Origin of the sequence: Actinomadura sp. RB99, assembly GCF_014706005.1 — a bacterium.
Lineage (GTDB): Bacteria > Actinomycetota > Actinomycetes > Streptosporangiales > Streptosporangiaceae > Spirillospora.
This window is the reverse complement of the sequence record NZ_JABMCA010000074.1, coordinates 30,494-46,257: the sequence shown is the minus strand read 5'-3', so window position 1 is coordinate 46,257 and position 15,764 is coordinate 30,494. Positions and strand designations below refer to the sequence as shown.

Here is a 15,764-nt window from a genome sequence, read left to right as displayed (position 1 = left end):
CCTCCCGCATCCACCCCATGACCGGCGGCCCTGGCGTGCCCACACCACAGGCGACCTTTCCGCACCGGCTGCGCCTGTCCTCTCCAGACGGCGCTTAGCGGAGGCCCCGGCCCACCCGTTCACTACGCCGCCCAGCAACACCGACCGACACCGCCCCGGACCAGAACCGCAAAACCCACCCCGCCCCGGCGCGCCACCCCCCACCCCGGCCACGCCCTGCGTCGATCCGTCCGCATCCACCCCCACGACGGGTGAGCCAGCCTGCCCCATGACAATGCGATGCCGACACGACAGCGCGATACCAGTGCAATGGCCAACGCCGCCGCCTGGTGAACACAGCGCATTCCCTTTCAGACCGCAACGCCAGAGCACGCCAACACCGCATGGAAGACGGCTCTTCCTGCTTCCCCTTCGAACCCTTTGCCCCCCTTCGCGCCACGCAGCAGTGGATTTCGCACCTTACGGAGAGGGGTGGTGGGGTGGCGCGACCCGGGGCGGGGCAGGCGGAGCCTGCCCCCATCACCTGCCTAGGGGTCGCAGAGGCTCCAAAGTCAAGGGTGGACGAAGTCCATCGCGAAGCGACGCCGAAGGCGCCCTTGACTTTGGAGGGGCGGCCCCGTACGCAAGCGCCACCCCACCACCCGAACACCCCTCTCGCCGATCTCCCGGGCACCCCTCTCGCCGATCTCCCGGACACCCATCTTGCAGATCTCCCGAACACCCCCGCCGCTCTCCCGAAGACCACCCAGACACCCTGATCTCCGATAAACCCACACCCTGAAGACCACCCCACACCCTGAAGACCACCCCACCGCCATTCCCTGCCGAATACGCCTACACGACCCCACCTAAATCGACCCCACCCCAATCGCCCCCACCCAATCGCCCCCGCCCCTCCCCCACCCTCACGCCGCTAAATATCAACATCACCTGGCGCGCAAAGCCGCCGCCCCCGGCAGCACTCAGAATCACAACCACGACCGACCGATCAGCCACAACCACCCAGCCGAGGATCACCCACCCGCCCGGCTAAGCAGGAAAGGCGTAGAGATGGTCGACTGGGCCGTGCTTGTTGCCGGTGTCGTCGGCGGGGGCCTCGTCCTTGGCCAGGACGCAGACGACCCGGGCCGCGGCGGCGGCGTTGGAGAGCGGGACGTCCTCGCCCGCGAAGTCCTTGACGGCGGCGGTCCAGCGGGGCGCGCCACTGGCCGCGTCCACGCTGGAGACGCGGCCGTTCGTCGTGAAGGTGAGGGCGCCGTCGGCCAGGGCGAGGGGACGGTTGCCGCCGGAGGCCCAGTGGGGGACGGGGACGGTCCAGGCCGCGTTGCCTGCGGCGATCGCGGACACACCGCCGGTTCCGGCGGCGTAGACGAAGGGGCCGACGGCACCACGCGCGTCAGGCCGCCGGCGGCCGTGCCGGACCAGCGGACCTTGCCGTCGCGTGCCAATACGGCCCACAGACCGCTCGGTGAGTGGACGTAGACGGCGCCGCCGTCGGAGGTAATCGAGCATTGCGCCTGGAAGAGTCCGGCGGCACCGGTGGATCCGCCGGTGCCGCCGGACACGTGCCAGCGGGTCCTGCCGGTCTTGACGTCGAGTCCTGCGAGGTCCATCCGGCCGTCGACCGCGCAGACGATGCCGTCGGCGATCGCGGGGCCGCCGGGGAAACCGGCGCCGTCTCCGCGGACGCGCCATCGTTCCTTGCCGGTGGCGGCGTCCAGGCAGTGAAGGTGGTCGGTGCTGGAGACGGCGACGTGGCCGCCGGACGCGGCGGGCGGGGAGAGCCATCCGCCGGGAGAGAAACTCCAGCGAAGCCTGCCGGTGCCGGGGTCGAGCGCCTGGAGGGTGCCTTTGCCGTCGGGCTCGTTGCGGACGGTGTAGAGGGTGTCCTCCATGACGAGCGGTGCGGTGCGCCCGTACATCGGGGACGCGTTGTAGTGGCCATACGGAGATTGCCACAGCTGGCGGCCCGCAACGTCGAACGTGTAGAGCCTGCCTTCGAAGGATGCGTAGAACGTCGTGGCGGATGCGGCCATCGAGTACGGGAACAGGTCGGCGTTCTCCGAGCCCGGAGTGATGTGTCCGCGCGGTGGTGAACGTGTGCTTCCACAGCGGTTTCCGGCCGGTCGTCTTGGTGCCGAGGTCCGGGCCCTGGCCGCAGCCGGAGGCGAGCGCGGCGGCGCCGCCAGAGCGAGGCCCCGCAGGACCGTGCGGCGCGGCACCGTTCCGTCCGTCATCTGTCTACCCGCCCTCGAACGACCGGCGAATGGTCGCGGATGCCGGTACAGGTTCGGTACAAGGCGCCGTGTTGCAGGATGGATGGCATGCGTGCGCGACCGATCACGCCCGAACGGGCGGTCGAGGAGGTGTGCGGCCGGATCGCGGGGGCACCGCGCGAGATGTGGCGGCGGGTGGCGGTGGACGGGGCGCCGGCGGCGGAGCCGTGGGTGCTCGCGGACGCGCTGGTGGGACCGTTGCGCGCGGCGGGACGTGACGTGGTGCGGGTGTCGGCGCGCGATTTCCTGCGGCCGGCGTCGCTGCGGTTCGAGTTCGGCCGCGAGGATCCGGACGTCTACTACGACCAGTGGCTCGACGTGGGCGGGCTCGTGCGGGAGGTGCTGGGGCCTCTGGAGCCGGGCGGGTCCGGGAAGGTGCTGCCGAGCCTGTGGGACAGCGAGCTCGACCGTGCCACACGCGCGCGGTACACGGCTGTGCAGCCCGGCGGTGTCGTGCTGCTGGACGGTGCGCTGCTGCTGGGCCGGAGCCTTCCGCTCGACATGGTCGTCCATCTGACGCTGTCGCCGGGCGCGCTGGCGCGCCGCACCCCGGACGAGGACGCTTGGACGCTGCCCGCGTTCGACCGTTACGAGCGCGAGGTGGAGCCGCTGCGGGCCGCCGACGTCGTCCTGAAGATGGACGACCCGCGCCACCCCGCGCTCGTGGAGTCCGTCTAGGCGCGCCATTCCTCGTTGTAGTCGGGGTGGTGGGCGTAGGCGAGCGCGATGAGGCGGAGGGTCTGTTCGCGGACGGCCTGGGCGGCCCGCTGTTCGGGGGTGGCCCGGCCCTGGGCGATGATCCAGGCGTGTTTCTCGTGGTCGTCGACGAGCTGCCGCCGGGCGGCGACCTCCTGGAGGGCGCGGGACGGGTCGTGGCGGGCGATGTGCTCGGCGTAGGCCTCGGTCTCCGCCGACGCGACGACGGCGGGCTCGCCGTCGGCGTCGAGGTGGACGGCGCCGGAGGGGCCGGCCGTCCAGGACGCGCCGGAGCAGGCGCGGGCGACCTGTTCGTCCTTGGCGAGGCGGGCGCGCAGAAACTCCACCAGATCCATGCGCCCATCCTGCCTCGCGGGGCCGACATCGGCGCCCGGATACACTCACGGCGGGGAGGATCCATGTCATTGACGACATCCCACGGCGAGCCGGGCACGGTACGGACCGGGCTGCGCGCGCGCCGTGAGGGAGGGCCGCTGCGGGTGGTCGAGAGCGAGCTCGTCGACTACGCCGAGGCGATCGAGACCATGGAGCGGATGGTGCGGGACCGGCAGGCCGGGACCGCCGACGACACGCTCTGGATCCTGTCGCATCCGCGCACGTACACGGTGGGGCGGCGGACGCCGCCGGAGGAGCGGCCCGACCCGGCGCTCGGCATCCCGGTGGTGGAGGTGCGGCGCGGCGGGAAGCTCACCTACCATTCGCCGGAGCAGATCGTCGGGTACCCCATCCTGAAGCTCGCCGATCCGCGGGACGTGGTGGGCCTGCTGCGCGACATCGAGGTCCTGCTGGTCGGGGTGCTCGGCGAGCTGGGCATCGAGGCGGAGCGGCGCGACACCCCGCCGGGCAGCCCGCTGCTGACGGGGGTGTGGACGGCGGAGGGCCGCAAGATCGTCTCGCTGGGGATGCACATCTCGCGGGGCGTCAGCGCGCACGGGTTCTCGATGGACGTCGACGCCGACCCGGCGCCGTGGACGTGGGCGGTGCCGTGCGGGATGCCGGACGTGGAGATGACGTCGGTGTGCCGGGAGCGGGAGCGGCGCGGGCTGGCGCCGGTCACGCAGGCGGAGGTGCGGCGGCTGATCGCGGACGCCTGGCGGCGCGAAGCCTGACCACGGCTTGAGCACGTGCTGAGCTGCGGGCCGAGGGCCCGAAGGGCGGGCCGTCGCCGGCCCGCCCCAGAGCGGGCTACGTGGCGGAGCAGTTGCCCTGGACGGGCTTTCCGGCGAAGCGGTCGGCGAGGAAGCCCATCATGTCCCCCTCGCTCTCGAGCAGGCCGGTCGCGTGCTCGGCGATCGGGTAGCTCTTGTAGGTGACGTTGGCGCCCCTGGCGCACCAGTCGTGGTCGAGGGTCTCGGCCTGCTTCGCCGGGATGATCTCGTCCAGCAGCGCCTGCCCCTGGAAGACGGGGACGCTCGGCGCGGTGGAGCCGAGCTTGTTCTCGTCCAGCCGGGCCCGCCACTGCGGGGTGTCCAGCGGGTTGCTCGTGGTGTAGTCGCCGATCTTCTTGAAGGCGGTCTGGAGCACCGTGAGCGGGCCGTCGACGCTGACCAGGCACATGTCCTTGGCCTTCGCGAGCAGCGCGCGCCCGTTGTCGTTGAGGTAGCCGTCGAGCTTCAACTCGGGGTAGGCGGCGTCGTAGCCGACGGCGGCCATGAACATCAGCGCGACGAACGGGCCGCCGTCGAGGCTCGCGGCGACGGCGCGCAGGTCGGCGGGGACGCCGCCGGCGGCGACGCCCTTGAGGTCGAGGTCCGGCGCGTAGGACGCCGCGAGCTCGGCGGCCCATCCGGCGGACGTCCCGCCCTGCGAGTAGCCCTTGATCGCGACGGGGGCGCCGGCGAGCCCGGCGTCCGGGAGGCGTTCGGCGGCGCGGGCCATGTTGAGCACGGCCATGCCCTGGGAGCGGCCGACCTCGTAGGTGTGCTGGCCGGGGGTGCCGAGGCCCTCCATGTCGGTGACGGCGACGGCCCAGCCCTGGTTGAGGGCGTCGATGACGAACAGTTCCTCGTAGTCGAGGCCCTGGGTGAGGGTGTAGGACGGGGCGCAGGAGTCGCCGAGCCCGCGCGTCCCGACGGCGTAGGAGATGAGCGGGCGCTTGCCGGTGCCCTTCCACGGCTTGTCCGGGACGAGGACGGTGCCGGACACGGCGGTCGGGGCGCCTGCGGCGGTCTGCGACCGGTACAGCACCTGCCAGGACTTCACTCCGCCGTAGGGCGAGTGCCCGATCGGGTCGACGGTGAACAGCGACGGGCGGGAGCGGATGACGTCGCCGGGCTGCCCGGCGGGCAGCGGCGACGGCGGCCGGTAGAACGGGTCCTGGCCGGGAGGCTGGGCGGGAGGCGCGGTGTCCTGCGGCGCGGCGGCGGCGGTCCCCTGCAGGGCGGCCGCCGTCATGGCGACGCCGAGGCAGGACGCCAGCACGGCGCGCACGGCCCGGCGAACACTGCTGTGCATGACGGTGAACCCTTCGTGTCGTCCCCCGTGCCGTCCGGGTGACGGCGAGCCGACCCTAGGGTAATTGGACACTTATTCCAATGCGCGCCGGGACGCATCCTCGGGCGCGCTCTTGTCAACCGCCCCACAAGACCAGCGCGGCCGACCGCGCCCCGGAGCCGGGACCAGCGCCGGAGCCGGTCCGCCCCGCGGCGCGGCCCGCGCGGTTCCCCCGTCCGCGCGGCGGCGCCGTCAGGACGTCTTGGCGCCGACCCCGCAGAGGAAGTAGCCGCCGGCGGCGCCGATCGTGCCGGTGCCGGGGTCGGGGCGCCATTCGTCCAGCCGGACCAGTCCGGGCTCCAGCAGCGTCCAGCCGTCGAAGAAGCGCAGCTGCTCCTCGCGGCTGCGGTGCGTCATGCCCGTGTTGGCGTTGCCGTAGACCTGGGTCGAGTTCTCCGTGACCGCGTCGTCGCCGGTGATGTGCGAGATCACGACGTGGCTGCCGGGCGGCAGCGCGTCGCGCAGCGCCGCGACGGACCCGTACGGGTCCTCCTCGTCGCTCAGGCAGTGCAGGACGGCCAGCAGCATCAGCCCGACCGGCTCGCCGAAGTCGATCGTCTCCCGCAGCACCGGGTCGGCGAGGATGCCCTCGACGTTCCGCAGGTCGTGCTCCAGGACGATCGTCCGGTCGTCGGTGGCGGTGAGGGCGCGCCCGTGCGCGACCACGACCGGGTCGACGTCGAGGTAGGCGACCCGCGCGTCCGGCACGAGCGCCCGGACGACCTCGTGGACGTTGCCCTGCGTCGGCAATCCCGTCCCGACGTCGAGGAACTGCCGGACGCCCGACGCGGCGAGGTGCCGGGCGGCGCGCCGCAGGAAGGCCCGGTTGTGCCGGGCGAGGACGGGGGTGAACGGCGCGCGGGCGAGGATCTGCTCGGCCGCCTCCCGGTCGGCCGCGTAGTTGTCCTTGCCGCCGAGGTAATAGTCGTACATGCGCGCCACGTTCGGCACATGCATGTCCATTTCGCGGGGCGCCCAGCCGTCGTCCACCTCGTGCCTCTCCTCCGGCTCCGGAGCGGGCCTTCAGCCTAGCCCGCCACCGTGAGCCGAATTCACGTTTTCTCGGACGACCTCGCACGACGCGGCCGGCCGTCCGGAAACGGCCGCCGGCGGGCACGCGGGCCGAGACGGCGGCGCCCGGCAGAGGCGCCCGGCGGCCGGTGCTCGCGGGGCGGGCGCCGACTCCCTAGAGTCGCCGGTGTGACGGAGACCGGGATCGCGGAACTGCAGGACGTCCTGTGGAAGGCCGCCGCGAAACTGCGCGGGTCCATGGACTCCTCCCAGTACCGGGATTTCGTGCTCGGGCTCGTCTTCCTCAAGTACGCCTCGTCGGCGTTCGCGTCCGTGCCGGAATCGGCCCGGTGGCCCGCCGTCGTCTCCGGTCCCGGGCCGATCGGCGCGCGGATCGACGCGGCGATGGCGGCGGTGATGCGGGCCGAGCCGTCGCTGGACGGCGCGCTCCCGCTGATCTTCGGCGGGGAGAACGTCGACCAGCGGCGCCTCGCGGACCTGGCGGCGGTCATCGGCGACGCCCCCTTCACCGGCCGGGACGGACGCGATGACAGCCCCGGCCAAGGCGGCGGAGACGGCGGGGCGGGTGCGCGGGATCTGCTGGGCGAGGTCTACGAGTACTTCCTGGAGACGTTCGCCCGCGCGGAGGGCCGCCGGGGCGGCGAGTTCTACACGCCGAAGAGCGTCGTGAAACTGCTGGTCGAGATGCTCGAACCGTACAAGGGGCGGGTGTACGACCCGTGCTGCGGTTCGGGCGGGATGTTCGTGCAGGCGGAGAAGTTCGTGCTGAGCCGGCGGGGCCGCAGCGGGGACATCGCGGTGCACGGGCAGGAGGCCAACGCCCGGACGTGGCGGCTGGCCCGGATGAACCTCGCCATTCACGGGATCGAAGGGGACCTGTCCGCCCGGCACGCCGACACCTTCTTCGAGGACGCGCATCCCGGCCTTCTCGCCGACCACGTGCTGGCCAATCCGCCGTTCAACATGTCGGACTGGTATCGCGATCCCGCGGACCCGCGGTGGCGGTTCGGCGTGCCGCCCGCGGGCAACGCCAATTTCGCGTGGATGCAGCACATCATCGCCAAACTCGGCCCGCGGGGCGGCGCCGGGGTGGTGATGGCGAACGGCTCGATGTCGTCGCGGCAGTCGGCCGAGAGCGGGATACGCGCCGCGATGGTCGAGGCCGACCTGGTCTCGTGCGTCGTCGCACTGCCGCCGCAGTTGTTCCGCACGACGCCGATCCCGGCGTGCCTCTGGTTCTTCTCCAAGGACAAGGGCCCCGACGGCGGCCGCGACGACCGGAGAGGGCAGGTGCTCTTCGTCGACGCCCGTTCCATGGGGACGCTGCTCGACCGCACCGAACGCGTCCTGACCGGCGACGACATCGCCAGGATCGCCGGGACGTACCATTCCTGGCGCGGCGGTCCGAGCGCACGCGGACCGTACGCGGACGAGCCCGGTTTCTGCCGTTCGGCGACGCTGGACGAGATCCGTGACCACGGTCACGTCCTCACTCCCGGGCGTTATTCCGGTGCGGCGGAAACGGCGGACGACGGGACCGAGCCGGTGCGGGACCGGGTCGAGCGGCTGGCCAAGGAACTGCTCGCCCGGCTGGACGAGTCCGCGCGGCTCGACGAGGTCGTCCGCGCGCGGCTGGGACGGCTGGACGGCTAGGAAGCTGAGGACGCTGAGAAATGGCCAGGCTCGGCGAGGTCGTCGCCTTCACGAACGGCAGGGCGCGACCGCCCGCCGGCCACCCGCCCTCCGGCACCGCGTCCGCCGGCCCCTCGTCCGCCGGCCCCTCGTCCGCTAGCGCTGCCTTTCCGATGTACGGGGCCAACGGCGTCATCGGCACCGCGGACGGGTTCAACGCCGAGCGGGACAGCACCATCGTCGGGCGCGTGGGCTCGTATTGCGGCATCGTCCATTACGCCCGCGAGCGGTGCTGGGTCACCGACAACGCCATCATCGCGACGGCGCGGGAGGGCGTGAATCCGCGCTACGTCTATTACCTCCTCAAGGGCCTGGGCCTGAACCACCACCGCATCGGATCCGGGCAGCCGCTCCTCACCCACGCCATTCTGAACGGGCTCGCGGTCAGGGACGTGCCGCGCGAGGGGCAGGACGCCGTCGCGGAGATCCTCGGGGCGCTCGACGACAAGATCGCCGCCAACGAGGGGATCGCCGCCGCCGCGGACGACCTGGTCAGGGCCCGGTACACCGAGCTCGCCGCGTCCGCGCCCGGCTCGGTCCGGCTGGACGAGCTCGGCCGCCCGGTCACGGTGAACGTCCCCGCGGCGGACATCCGGCCCGGCGAGAACTACATCGGGCTGGAGCACATCGCGAAACGGCACATGTGGCTCTCCGGATGGGCGGACGCGTCCGCCGTCCTGAGCGTGAAGAAGCGGTTCCGGGCGGGCGACGTGCTCTTCGCGAAACTGCGGCCCTATTTCCACAAGGTCGGCCTGGCGTTCGTGGACGGCGTCGCGTCGACCGACGTGCACGTCGTCCGCCCGGTGGACGGCCGCCACCGCGGCTGGCTGCTGGCGGCGCTGTCCAGCGACGAGGTGGTGGCGCACGCCTCGGCGCTCAGCGACGGCACCCGGATGCCGCGGGTGAAATGGGCCGACCTGGCCCGCCGCGAGGTGCCGTGGCCGGGCGAGCCCCGCGCCCGCGAGTTCGGCGCGTTCGCGGACGCGATCGCCGCACGGGTCGAGGCCGCCGCGGCCGAGAGCGCCGCGCTCGCCGCGCTGCGGGACGCGCTGCTCCCCGAACTGCTGACCGGAAGGATCGAGGCCACCCCATGACCGACGACCGCGGATACCTGCTGGACAACCGGCGCACCGAGGCCGGGACCCGGTTCGAGGCGATCTCCGAGCTGTGCGACCCGTGGACCTTCCGGCACCTCGACGAGCTGGGTGCCGGGCCGGGGATGCGGTGCTGGGAGGTCGGCGCGGGCGGGCCGTCCGTTCCCGCCTGGCTCGGCGCGCGCGCAGGCGAGCAAGGGCGGGTCCTGGCGACCGACATCGACGTGTCCTGGGCGCGTCCGGCGGCGGGCGGCCCGGTGGAGGTGCGCCGCCACGACCTCGTCGAGGACGCGCCGCCCGCCGAGACGTTCGACCTGGTGCACGCCCGGCTCGTCCTGGTCCACCTGGCCGACCGCGAGCGGGCGCTGCGGACGCTGGTCGACGCGCTGCGTCCGGGCGGCGCGCTGCTCATCGAGGACGCGGACCCGGCGCTTCAGCCGCTCGCCTGCCCCGACGAGCGCGGCCCCGAGGAGCGCCTCGCGAACAAGGTCCGCAACGGCTTCCGCGCGCTGCTCGCCGGGCGCGGCGCCGATCTCGCCTACGGCCGCACGCTGCCCCGGCTGCTGCGCGAGGCGGGGCTCGCCGACGTCCGCGCCGACGCCTTCTTCCCCGTCACGTCCCCGGCCTGCGGCGTCCTGGAGGCGGCGACGATCAGGCAGCTCCGCGACCAGCTCATCGCCGCGGGCCACGCCACCGCGGAGGAGATCGACCGGCTCCTCGACGCCGTGGACGCCGGGCGGCTCGACATCACCATCGCGCCGCTGATCTCCGCCTGGGGCCGCAAACCCTGACCCCGCGTCCGGGCACCGCGTCGCCGCGTCGGGATTCCCCGAAAAAGAGAAATCCTTTTGCGCGGAAATGGCGGAGTTCTCTAGCCTGGAGGCCGACAGCGTGTAGCTCAGCAGCAGAGCATCGGGCTTCAGACCCGAAGGGCGCGGGGGCGGAACCCGCCACGCTGGCTATGAACAAGGACGTACAGGCGAATCCCGGCTACGCCGCGGGACAGCTGTCGAAGGCCTTCGCGACCGCGCTGAACCACGAGAGCGAGGCGACGCGCGAGCGGGCGGAAAAGCGGCTGGAGCGCTGGCGCCGCGTCCTCTCCGGAATGGCGGACGGGTCCCTCTCCATCGGCTCCCGGACACCCGTCAAGGGACTTCCCGCATGGGTGACGCCCGAGGTCGTCAGGGGGCGGATTCGCCACCGGGACGGCCGCCGCGGGCGGCCCCCTCCTCCCCTGCGAGCAGGACGCGGCGCGCCGCGCCGGCATCGCGGGCGACCGGCGCTCGCTGTTCCTGCACCACCTGACCGACGAGGGCCTCGACGAGCTGTACGCGCTCCTGGACAGCGGCGAGTACGACGTCGTCCTTCCGGAAGAGGGCGCGCTCCTCACCGTCGCCTGGCTGCTGCGTGCGGGCGACCGCGCGGGCGCGCTGGACGTCCTCGACGCCATCGGCCCGTTCGCCGGCCGGCTCCGTTTCTCGCCGCGTCCCGGAATCCCGCTGGGCGACGCCTCGCTCGTGCACCGGCAGACCGTCGGCCAGGTCCGCGAGCGCATCGAGGCGAAGCCGAAGAACAAGGCCGTCGCCGCGATGAACGAAGCGCTCGTCGTGTGGAACCCGTTCGCGGACGAACTGCTGGAGCATTGGCTCGAGACCGTCGAGGACGGCCGCGTCTTCGCGGTGATGCCGCACGGCTGGGGCGAGCGCGGCGCCGAACTCCTGGCGCGGTACCGGCGGCTGGCACGGAACCACACCCTCTGCGGAAAGCACCGCAACCCCAAGGAGAACCTCGCCATTCTCCGGTCGTCCCTGGAGAGCCTTTTCGCGGGCAAGGGCGTGTCGCGGCTGCTGCAGCACGCCGTCGACTCGATGGTCGCCAAGCGCGGCGTCCCCGGTTCCCCGGAGCACGCGGCGCTCCGCGAGCGGCAGGCGGCCGACGGCGCGCGTCCGGCACACCACACGGTCGCGCAGATCGTGCTGGCGCGCCTCGCGGACGCCCGCCAGGACTCCGGGGTGCCGTCCATCGACCCGTTCGTGGCGCCCATCACGGAGGACGAGTCGCGCCGTACCGGCGTCGCGGCGGGCGCGGAACTGCCGGAGTGGCTGCGCGACATCGTCAAGCGCGCGCTCCGCGCACCGGTGCCGACGCTCATCGAGCGCGGGATCGTCCCGTCGGCGGAGGTGCTGGCGGAGCTCACTCCGCAGCTCGTGGGCGCCACCACCGCGTCCTCCTATCCGGACCCGGCGCTTCGCCGCCTGATGGCGGCGCAGTACACGGCGTTCCGCAACAGGCGCAGCCTGCTCCTGCTGAACCTGGAAAGCCAGGTGCGCTTGGAGGAGCTGCCCTGGGTGCGCGCCGTGCAGCGCTATCGCCGCGCGGACGGGACCGGTGAGCGCGAGGCGCGCGCCGTCCTCGTCCAGCTCGGTGAACTGGCGCTCCAGGGCTTCCCCGGGACCGTCCTGCCCAACCCGCTGCTCAGCGAGCTGGGTGCCCTCGCCAAGCGCGCGGGCCTGCGGGTGCCGTTCGTCGAGGAACTGGCGGCCGACATCTTCATGGGCACGTTCTCCACCAAGTACCTCCGGGCCGCGCAGATAGCGGCGGACGTGCTCGAAGGCACCCTGTACGAGCGCTACTACGGGATCGACTATGCGGCCGTACGCGCGATGCAGGGCGGACGGAACACGTCCGACGCCTTCGACACGCTGTGCCGGACCCGCGCGGGCGACCTCACGGGACGCTCGTGGGTCGCCGACAACGGCAAGGTCATCGAGCAGGCGCAGATCCTCACCACCCACAACCTCGCCGTGCTCGTCCATCCCATCGGGGTGAGCCCGTCGCCCGGCTGGGACGACCTGGCGCGCCGCGCGTTCGGCGTCGCCTGCCGCCTCGTCCGGCAGGTGCACGGCAACCCGCGTCCCCTGGGCACGGTCAAGGACGCCGCGTACGCGTGGCGGCAGGCGGTCTTCTTCCTCGCCCTGTGCGGGCTCAAGGAGCAGGTCTCCGCCATCGCGTGGATGCAGGACGAGCTGGACCGGCAGCCGCCGCACACCGCCGCCCGCCTCGACCCGGCCCTGGCGGGGCTCCGGCACGTCCTCGCGGGCGGCCGCCTCGACGACGGGACGGCCCCCGCCGCACGCCGCTTCACCGGCTGGGCGACGGGCCGCCACTGGCTGCTCAAGACCGGCTGACCTGCACTTTCACCGGTTCCTCTGGTTTGTCGGTGCCCGGTGCAAGGCTTTCACCGCCTGCCCGGTCCGGGCGGGGGAACCTTGCGCGGACCATGATCGTCCGCGCCGAGCGTGGACGCCGCCGTGGGAGTCTGCGGCGGCACCGGCGCCGTCCGCCGCTCCCGCCGCGTCCGGCCCGGTCGCGGACGTGCTCGCCGCGCACCCGGCGACCTGCGACGCCGCGGCCGCACTGCTCGGCCACCCGGTGGAGTGGGACGAGCCGGCCCCCACCGGCGCCGGTGGGGGCCATGGTGAGGTGCGCGGCCTCCTGGACCGCCATCCGCAGGCCGCCGAGGCGGTCGCCGGGCTGCTCACGCCGGTGGGCGCCGCGTCCTGCTGAGCCGACCGGCGGCGGGACGGGCACGGCGGCCCGTCCCGCCGCCGCGGGTCCTGACCCGGTCTCCGCACCGGCCGTGACGTGGCGGATCTTGGACGGACGGTGACGGCCCGCAGCGTGCCGCAGGGCCCTTGCACGCGCGCAAGCGACGGTGACTGACTCCTGCTCCGTGCGTAAGAATGTCTGTCGTGTGAGCCGCGTCATGGCGCTCGAAGGCCGTGGCCGCTCGCGCGCTCCACGTCCACAGCCGACTCCACACCAGGCCGAGAGCACATGTTCGCTTACAGCCCGACACGGAGACGTGAGACCGCCGCTGCCATGAACGCAACCGACGCGGGGACGCCCGCGCTTCTTCCGGCCCTCTCCCCCGCCCCCTCGCTGGAGCTCGGCAGCACCGCCGCCCGCAACGGCACGGCCGCCGGCCGGCTGCTCGGCGAGATCGACCTCGCCGCGACTCCCGCCGCCGTCCGGATCGCCCGCGGCTACGTCCGGGAGCTGGTCGGGCAGTACTTCGGCGTGAGCCGGGCCGAGCTCGCCGACCTCGAACTGCTGACCAGCGAGGCCATGACGGAGTCGGTCCTGCGCCCGCGGTCGCGCCGGGACGGCACCCTGACTGTGACCGTGGTGCACCTGGACCGGTTCGTCCGGGTGGAGATCACCGAGGGCGGCGTCCCGCCGGGGCCGCCCCGGCCGCCGGACGACCAGCTTCCCGGCGGCGGCCGGGGCCGGGTGCTGATGCAGGCGCTCGCCGCCGACCAGGGAGCCCACCGCAACCGCAACGGGACGACCACGACCTGGTTCGGGGTGCCCGTAGGGGAGCGGTGGAGGCGCCCATGATCCCGGGACCGGTGCCGAGCCTGAGCCGGTGGGAGGAGGAGTCCTCCACCGGCGGGCCGGTCGGCGCCGCGTCCGCCTTCCTGCGCGCCCCCAGCGTCGCCCGGATGTACGACTACTTCCTCGGCGGCAAGGACAACTACGCCGTCGACCGGGAGATGGCGGAACGGGCCCTGGACCGGGCACCGGTCGTCGCGCGGCTCGCCCAGGTGAACAGGGGCTTCCTGGAGCACGCCGCCGCGCGGCTCGCCGAGTCCGGGCTGCGCCAGTTCGTGGACGTGGGCTGCGGCCTGCCGGCGCGGCGCAACGTCGGCGACATCGTCCGCCGCGTCGACCCGTCCTGCCGGATCGCCTACATCGACAACGACCCGCTCGTCCTCGTGCACGCGCGGGCGCTGCTGGCGGGCGAGCGCGGCACCGGCGCGTTCGGCGGGGACGTCCGGGTCCCGGCGGCGCTGCTCGGCCATCCGGGGCTGCGGCGGCTGATCGACTTCGGCCGGCCGGTCGCGCTGCTGCTCCTCGGCGTGCTGGACTTCGTGACGGACGCCGAGGATCCGCGCGGGATCGTCCGGACGCTGCTCGGCGGCCTGCCCGCCGGCAGCCACATGGTCATCACGCACACCGAGCGGACGCCGCAGCTGGAGTCGCTGGCGGAGACGGCCCGCCGCGCCGGGCTGGCGTTCACGCCGCGGGACCGCGCGGAGATCGCGGAGATCTGCGCGCCGCTGGAGCCGGCCGGCCCGTACCCGGCGGCGCTGCCGCTCGCGGACACCGCCGACCTGGACGGTCCGCTGCCGCTCGCCGGCTTCGTCGGGCGCAAGCCGGGCTGACCTCCGCGATGCTCTCCACCCTCGATCACAAGGCGGCCGCATATCCCCGCGAACCGGTCCCGCCGCCGCGCGTTTCGCTACGATCGGAGCGTCGGCGACCGGCGGCTCTGGGGCGAGTGATGACAGCGGACGGCGAGCCGAGGTCCCTCTCGGAGATCACCCGGGACATGGGCCTGAACATGTCGGACGTGGCCGCGTTCTCGGGGCTCGACGAGAGCACGGTCTTCCGGCTCTGGGACAACGCGGAATGGCTCGACCGGGTCAGCGGGCGGTCCCTGCAGAGCCTGATGGCGTCCATTCCGGGAATCGCGGAGTACTCCCGGGCGCACGCGATCCGCAAACGGCTGGACGGGCTCGTCTCCGACCTCGGCGCGGAGGGCCTGGCCGTCGATCTGGACGCGCTCGACGGGTCCCCCGTCCCGCAGCAGCTGCTGCTGAACGCGCTGGAGGCGGGGCTGCGGATCGTCCGAGGCGAGGCGAACCAGCGGACGTCGTCGTTCATCGCGCGGTTCTGGGGCCGGGAGCCCGACACGGCGCTGGAGGCGCTCTATTCCACCGAGCGCGGGCACGGCCTGTTGATCGACCCCGCCAAGCTCTTCGAGTCGTCGGTCGAGCTCGCGCCCAGGCTGAACCGCAAGACCTACTCCTTCCATTCGATCCTCGCTCTGAACATCCTCACCCACCAGGTCAGCAAGGTGACCGGTGAGATGGAGGCCGACCTCGGGTTCGAGGTGCCGGGCCGGCAGACCGCGTTCATGATGCGCGGCGTGGTGATGGGCTCGCTGATCAGTTCGAACGACCTCGACCTGGCCGAGCGGTACCGCAGGGAACTGGACGCGACGCCGGTGTACGCGGCGCTGGAGGAATGGTCGTTCCCGACCTATATGAGGGACGGCCGGATCAGCTCCGACTTCACCCTGCCCAGTTCCCTTTCGCTGCGGAACACGGCGAACGAGGTGCTGCGGGAGATCGCCGACTACAACGACGCCTACGTGTACTACCTGGCGTCGACGTACATTCCGCTGGCACTGAGACGCGACCCGGCCTTCGGCGGGCGGCTCGCCGAGCTGACGCGGGCACTGGAACTGCGCGGCGCCGACTGCGAGGACCGGAGGATCAGAGAGACGTGCAACACCCTGGTGCGGCGGCTGAAAGAGCTGCCATAGCGGGTGCTGCGTTCTCGGGGGTGCCGCGCGGCGCATGAGCCGCGCATTGCAGGTCGTTGAGGTGAA

Annotated in this window: 15 protein-coding genes; 10 read left to right on the top strand and 5 right to left on the bottom strand. The window is 72.9% G+C overall.

The annotated features are described in order from the left end of the window. Window positions 1-1,029: 1,029 nt before the first annotated feature. Window positions 1,030-1,347, bottom strand: a complete 318-nt coding sequence (locus tag amrb99_RS51925) for a hypothetical protein (protein WP_241756400.1) — start codon at window positions 1,345-1,347, stop codon at window positions 1,030-1,032. A gap of 977 nt (window positions 1,348-2,324) precedes the next feature. On the opposite strand from amrb99_RS51925, the gene amrb99_RS40565 reads away from it, so the two are divergent. Further along, complete coding sequence (locus amrb99_RS40565; protein ID WP_190866582.1) at window positions 2,325-2,954, top strand: uridine kinase; 630 nt, start codon at window positions 2,325-2,327, stop codon at window positions 2,952-2,954. Here the strand turns inward: amrb99_RS40565 and amrb99_RS40560 are convergent. After that, a complete protein-coding gene (locus amrb99_RS40560) occupies window positions 2,951-3,328 on the bottom strand; it encodes a DUF6221 family protein (RefSeq protein ID WP_190866580.1) in 378 nt (125 codons plus the stop codon). The two genes, amrb99_RS40565 and amrb99_RS40560, sit on opposite strands and share 4 nt — an antisense overlap. Window positions 3,329-3,391: 63 nt before the next feature. Here amrb99_RS40560 and lipB point away from each other — a divergent pair, with 63 nt between their 5' ends. After that, window positions 3,392-4,102 (top strand): lipoyl(octanoyl) transferase LipB, encoded by a 711-nt coding sequence (gene lipB / locus amrb99_RS40555; protein ID WP_190866578.1) that lies wholly within the window; start codon window positions 3,392-3,394, stop codon window positions 4,100-4,102. A 76-nt stretch (window positions 4,103-4,178) separates the two neighbouring features. Here the strand turns inward: lipB and amrb99_RS40550 are convergent, their stop codons facing one another. Together amrb99_RS40550 and amrb99_RS40545 are read right to left on the bottom strand one after the other, a co-directional pair. After that, complete coding sequence (locus tag amrb99_RS40550) at window positions 4,179-5,447, bottom strand: lipase family protein (RefSeq protein ID WP_241756399.1); 1,269 nt, start codon at window positions 5,445-5,447, stop codon at window positions 4,179-4,181. Between the two features lie 231 nt (window positions 5,448-5,678). After that, entirely contained in the window at window positions 5,679-6,476 is a 798-nt protein-coding gene (locus tag amrb99_RS40545) for an SAM-dependent methyltransferase (RefSeq protein ID WP_347257063.1), read from the bottom strand. A 210-nt stretch (window positions 6,477-6,686) separates the two neighbouring features. Here amrb99_RS40545 and amrb99_RS40540 point away from each other — a divergent pair, with 210 nt between their 5' ends. The 3 genes from amrb99_RS40540 to amrb99_RS40530 all read left to right on the top strand — a co-directional run bounded on the left by amrb99_RS40540 (window position 6,687) and on the right by amrb99_RS40530 (window position 10,095). After that, window positions 6,687-8,171 (top strand): N-6 DNA methylase, encoded by a 1,485-nt coding sequence (locus amrb99_RS40540; protein ID WP_347257062.1) that lies wholly within the window; start codon window positions 6,687-6,689, stop codon window positions 8,169-8,171. A gap of 152 nt (window positions 8,172-8,323) precedes the next feature. After that, the gene (locus amrb99_RS40535; protein WP_206700292.1) at window positions 8,324-9,304 is read left to right on the top strand and encodes a restriction endonuclease subunit S; all 981 of its coding nucleotides are present in this window, start codon (window positions 8,324-8,326) and stop codon (window positions 9,302-9,304) included. Beyond that, the gene (locus amrb99_RS40530) at window positions 9,301-10,095 is read left to right on the top strand and encodes a methyltransferase domain-containing protein (RefSeq protein WP_190866574.1); all 795 of its coding nucleotides are present in this window, start codon (window positions 9,301-9,303) and stop codon (window positions 10,093-10,095) included. Before amrb99_RS40535 ends, amrb99_RS40530 begins: the two co-directional genes overlap by 4 nt. Before the next feature lie 390 nt (window positions 10,096-10,485). Here amrb99_RS40530 and amrb99_RS51920 read toward each other — a convergent pair whose 3' ends face one another. Then, entirely contained in the window at window positions 10,486-10,827 is a 342-nt protein-coding gene (locus amrb99_RS51920; protein WP_241756397.1) for a hypothetical protein, read from the bottom strand. Between amrb99_RS51920 and amrb99_RS40525 the strand changes: the two genes are divergently transcribed. The 5 genes from amrb99_RS40525 to amrb99_RS40505 all read left to right on the top strand — a co-directional run bounded on the left by amrb99_RS40525 (window position 10,822) and on the right by amrb99_RS40505 (window position 15,698). Next, the gene (locus amrb99_RS40525) at window positions 10,822-12,492 is read left to right on the top strand and encodes a transcriptional regulator (protein ID WP_241756396.1); all 1,671 of its coding nucleotides are present in this window, start codon (window positions 10,822-10,824) and stop codon (window positions 12,490-12,492) included. The two genes, amrb99_RS51920 and amrb99_RS40525, sit on opposite strands and share 6 nt — an antisense overlap. 187 nt (window positions 12,493-12,679) lie before the next feature. Beyond that, window positions 12,680-12,871, top strand: a complete 192-nt coding sequence (locus amrb99_RS40520) for a hypothetical protein (RefSeq protein ID WP_190866572.1) — start codon at window positions 12,680-12,682, stop codon at window positions 12,869-12,871. 315 nt (window positions 12,872-13,186) lie between these two features. Next, complete coding sequence (locus amrb99_RS40515; RefSeq protein WP_190866570.1) at window positions 13,187-13,705, top strand: ATP-binding protein; 519 nt, start codon at window positions 13,187-13,189, stop codon at window positions 13,703-13,705. Continuing rightward, a complete protein-coding gene (locus tag amrb99_RS40510; RefSeq protein WP_190866568.1) occupies window positions 13,702-14,532 on the top strand; it encodes an SAM-dependent methyltransferase in 831 nt (276 codons plus the stop codon). Before amrb99_RS40515 ends, amrb99_RS40510 begins: the two co-directional genes overlap by 4 nt. A gap of 119 nt (window positions 14,533-14,651) precedes the next feature. Further along, window positions 14,652-15,698 carry a hypothetical protein gene (locus tag amrb99_RS40505; protein ID WP_190866566.1) on the top strand — a complete coding sequence of 349 codons (1,047 nt, stop codon included), beginning with the start codon at window positions 14,652-14,654 and terminating at the stop codon, window positions 15,696-15,698. The last annotated feature ends 66 nt before the right edge of the window (window positions 15,699-15,764 follow it).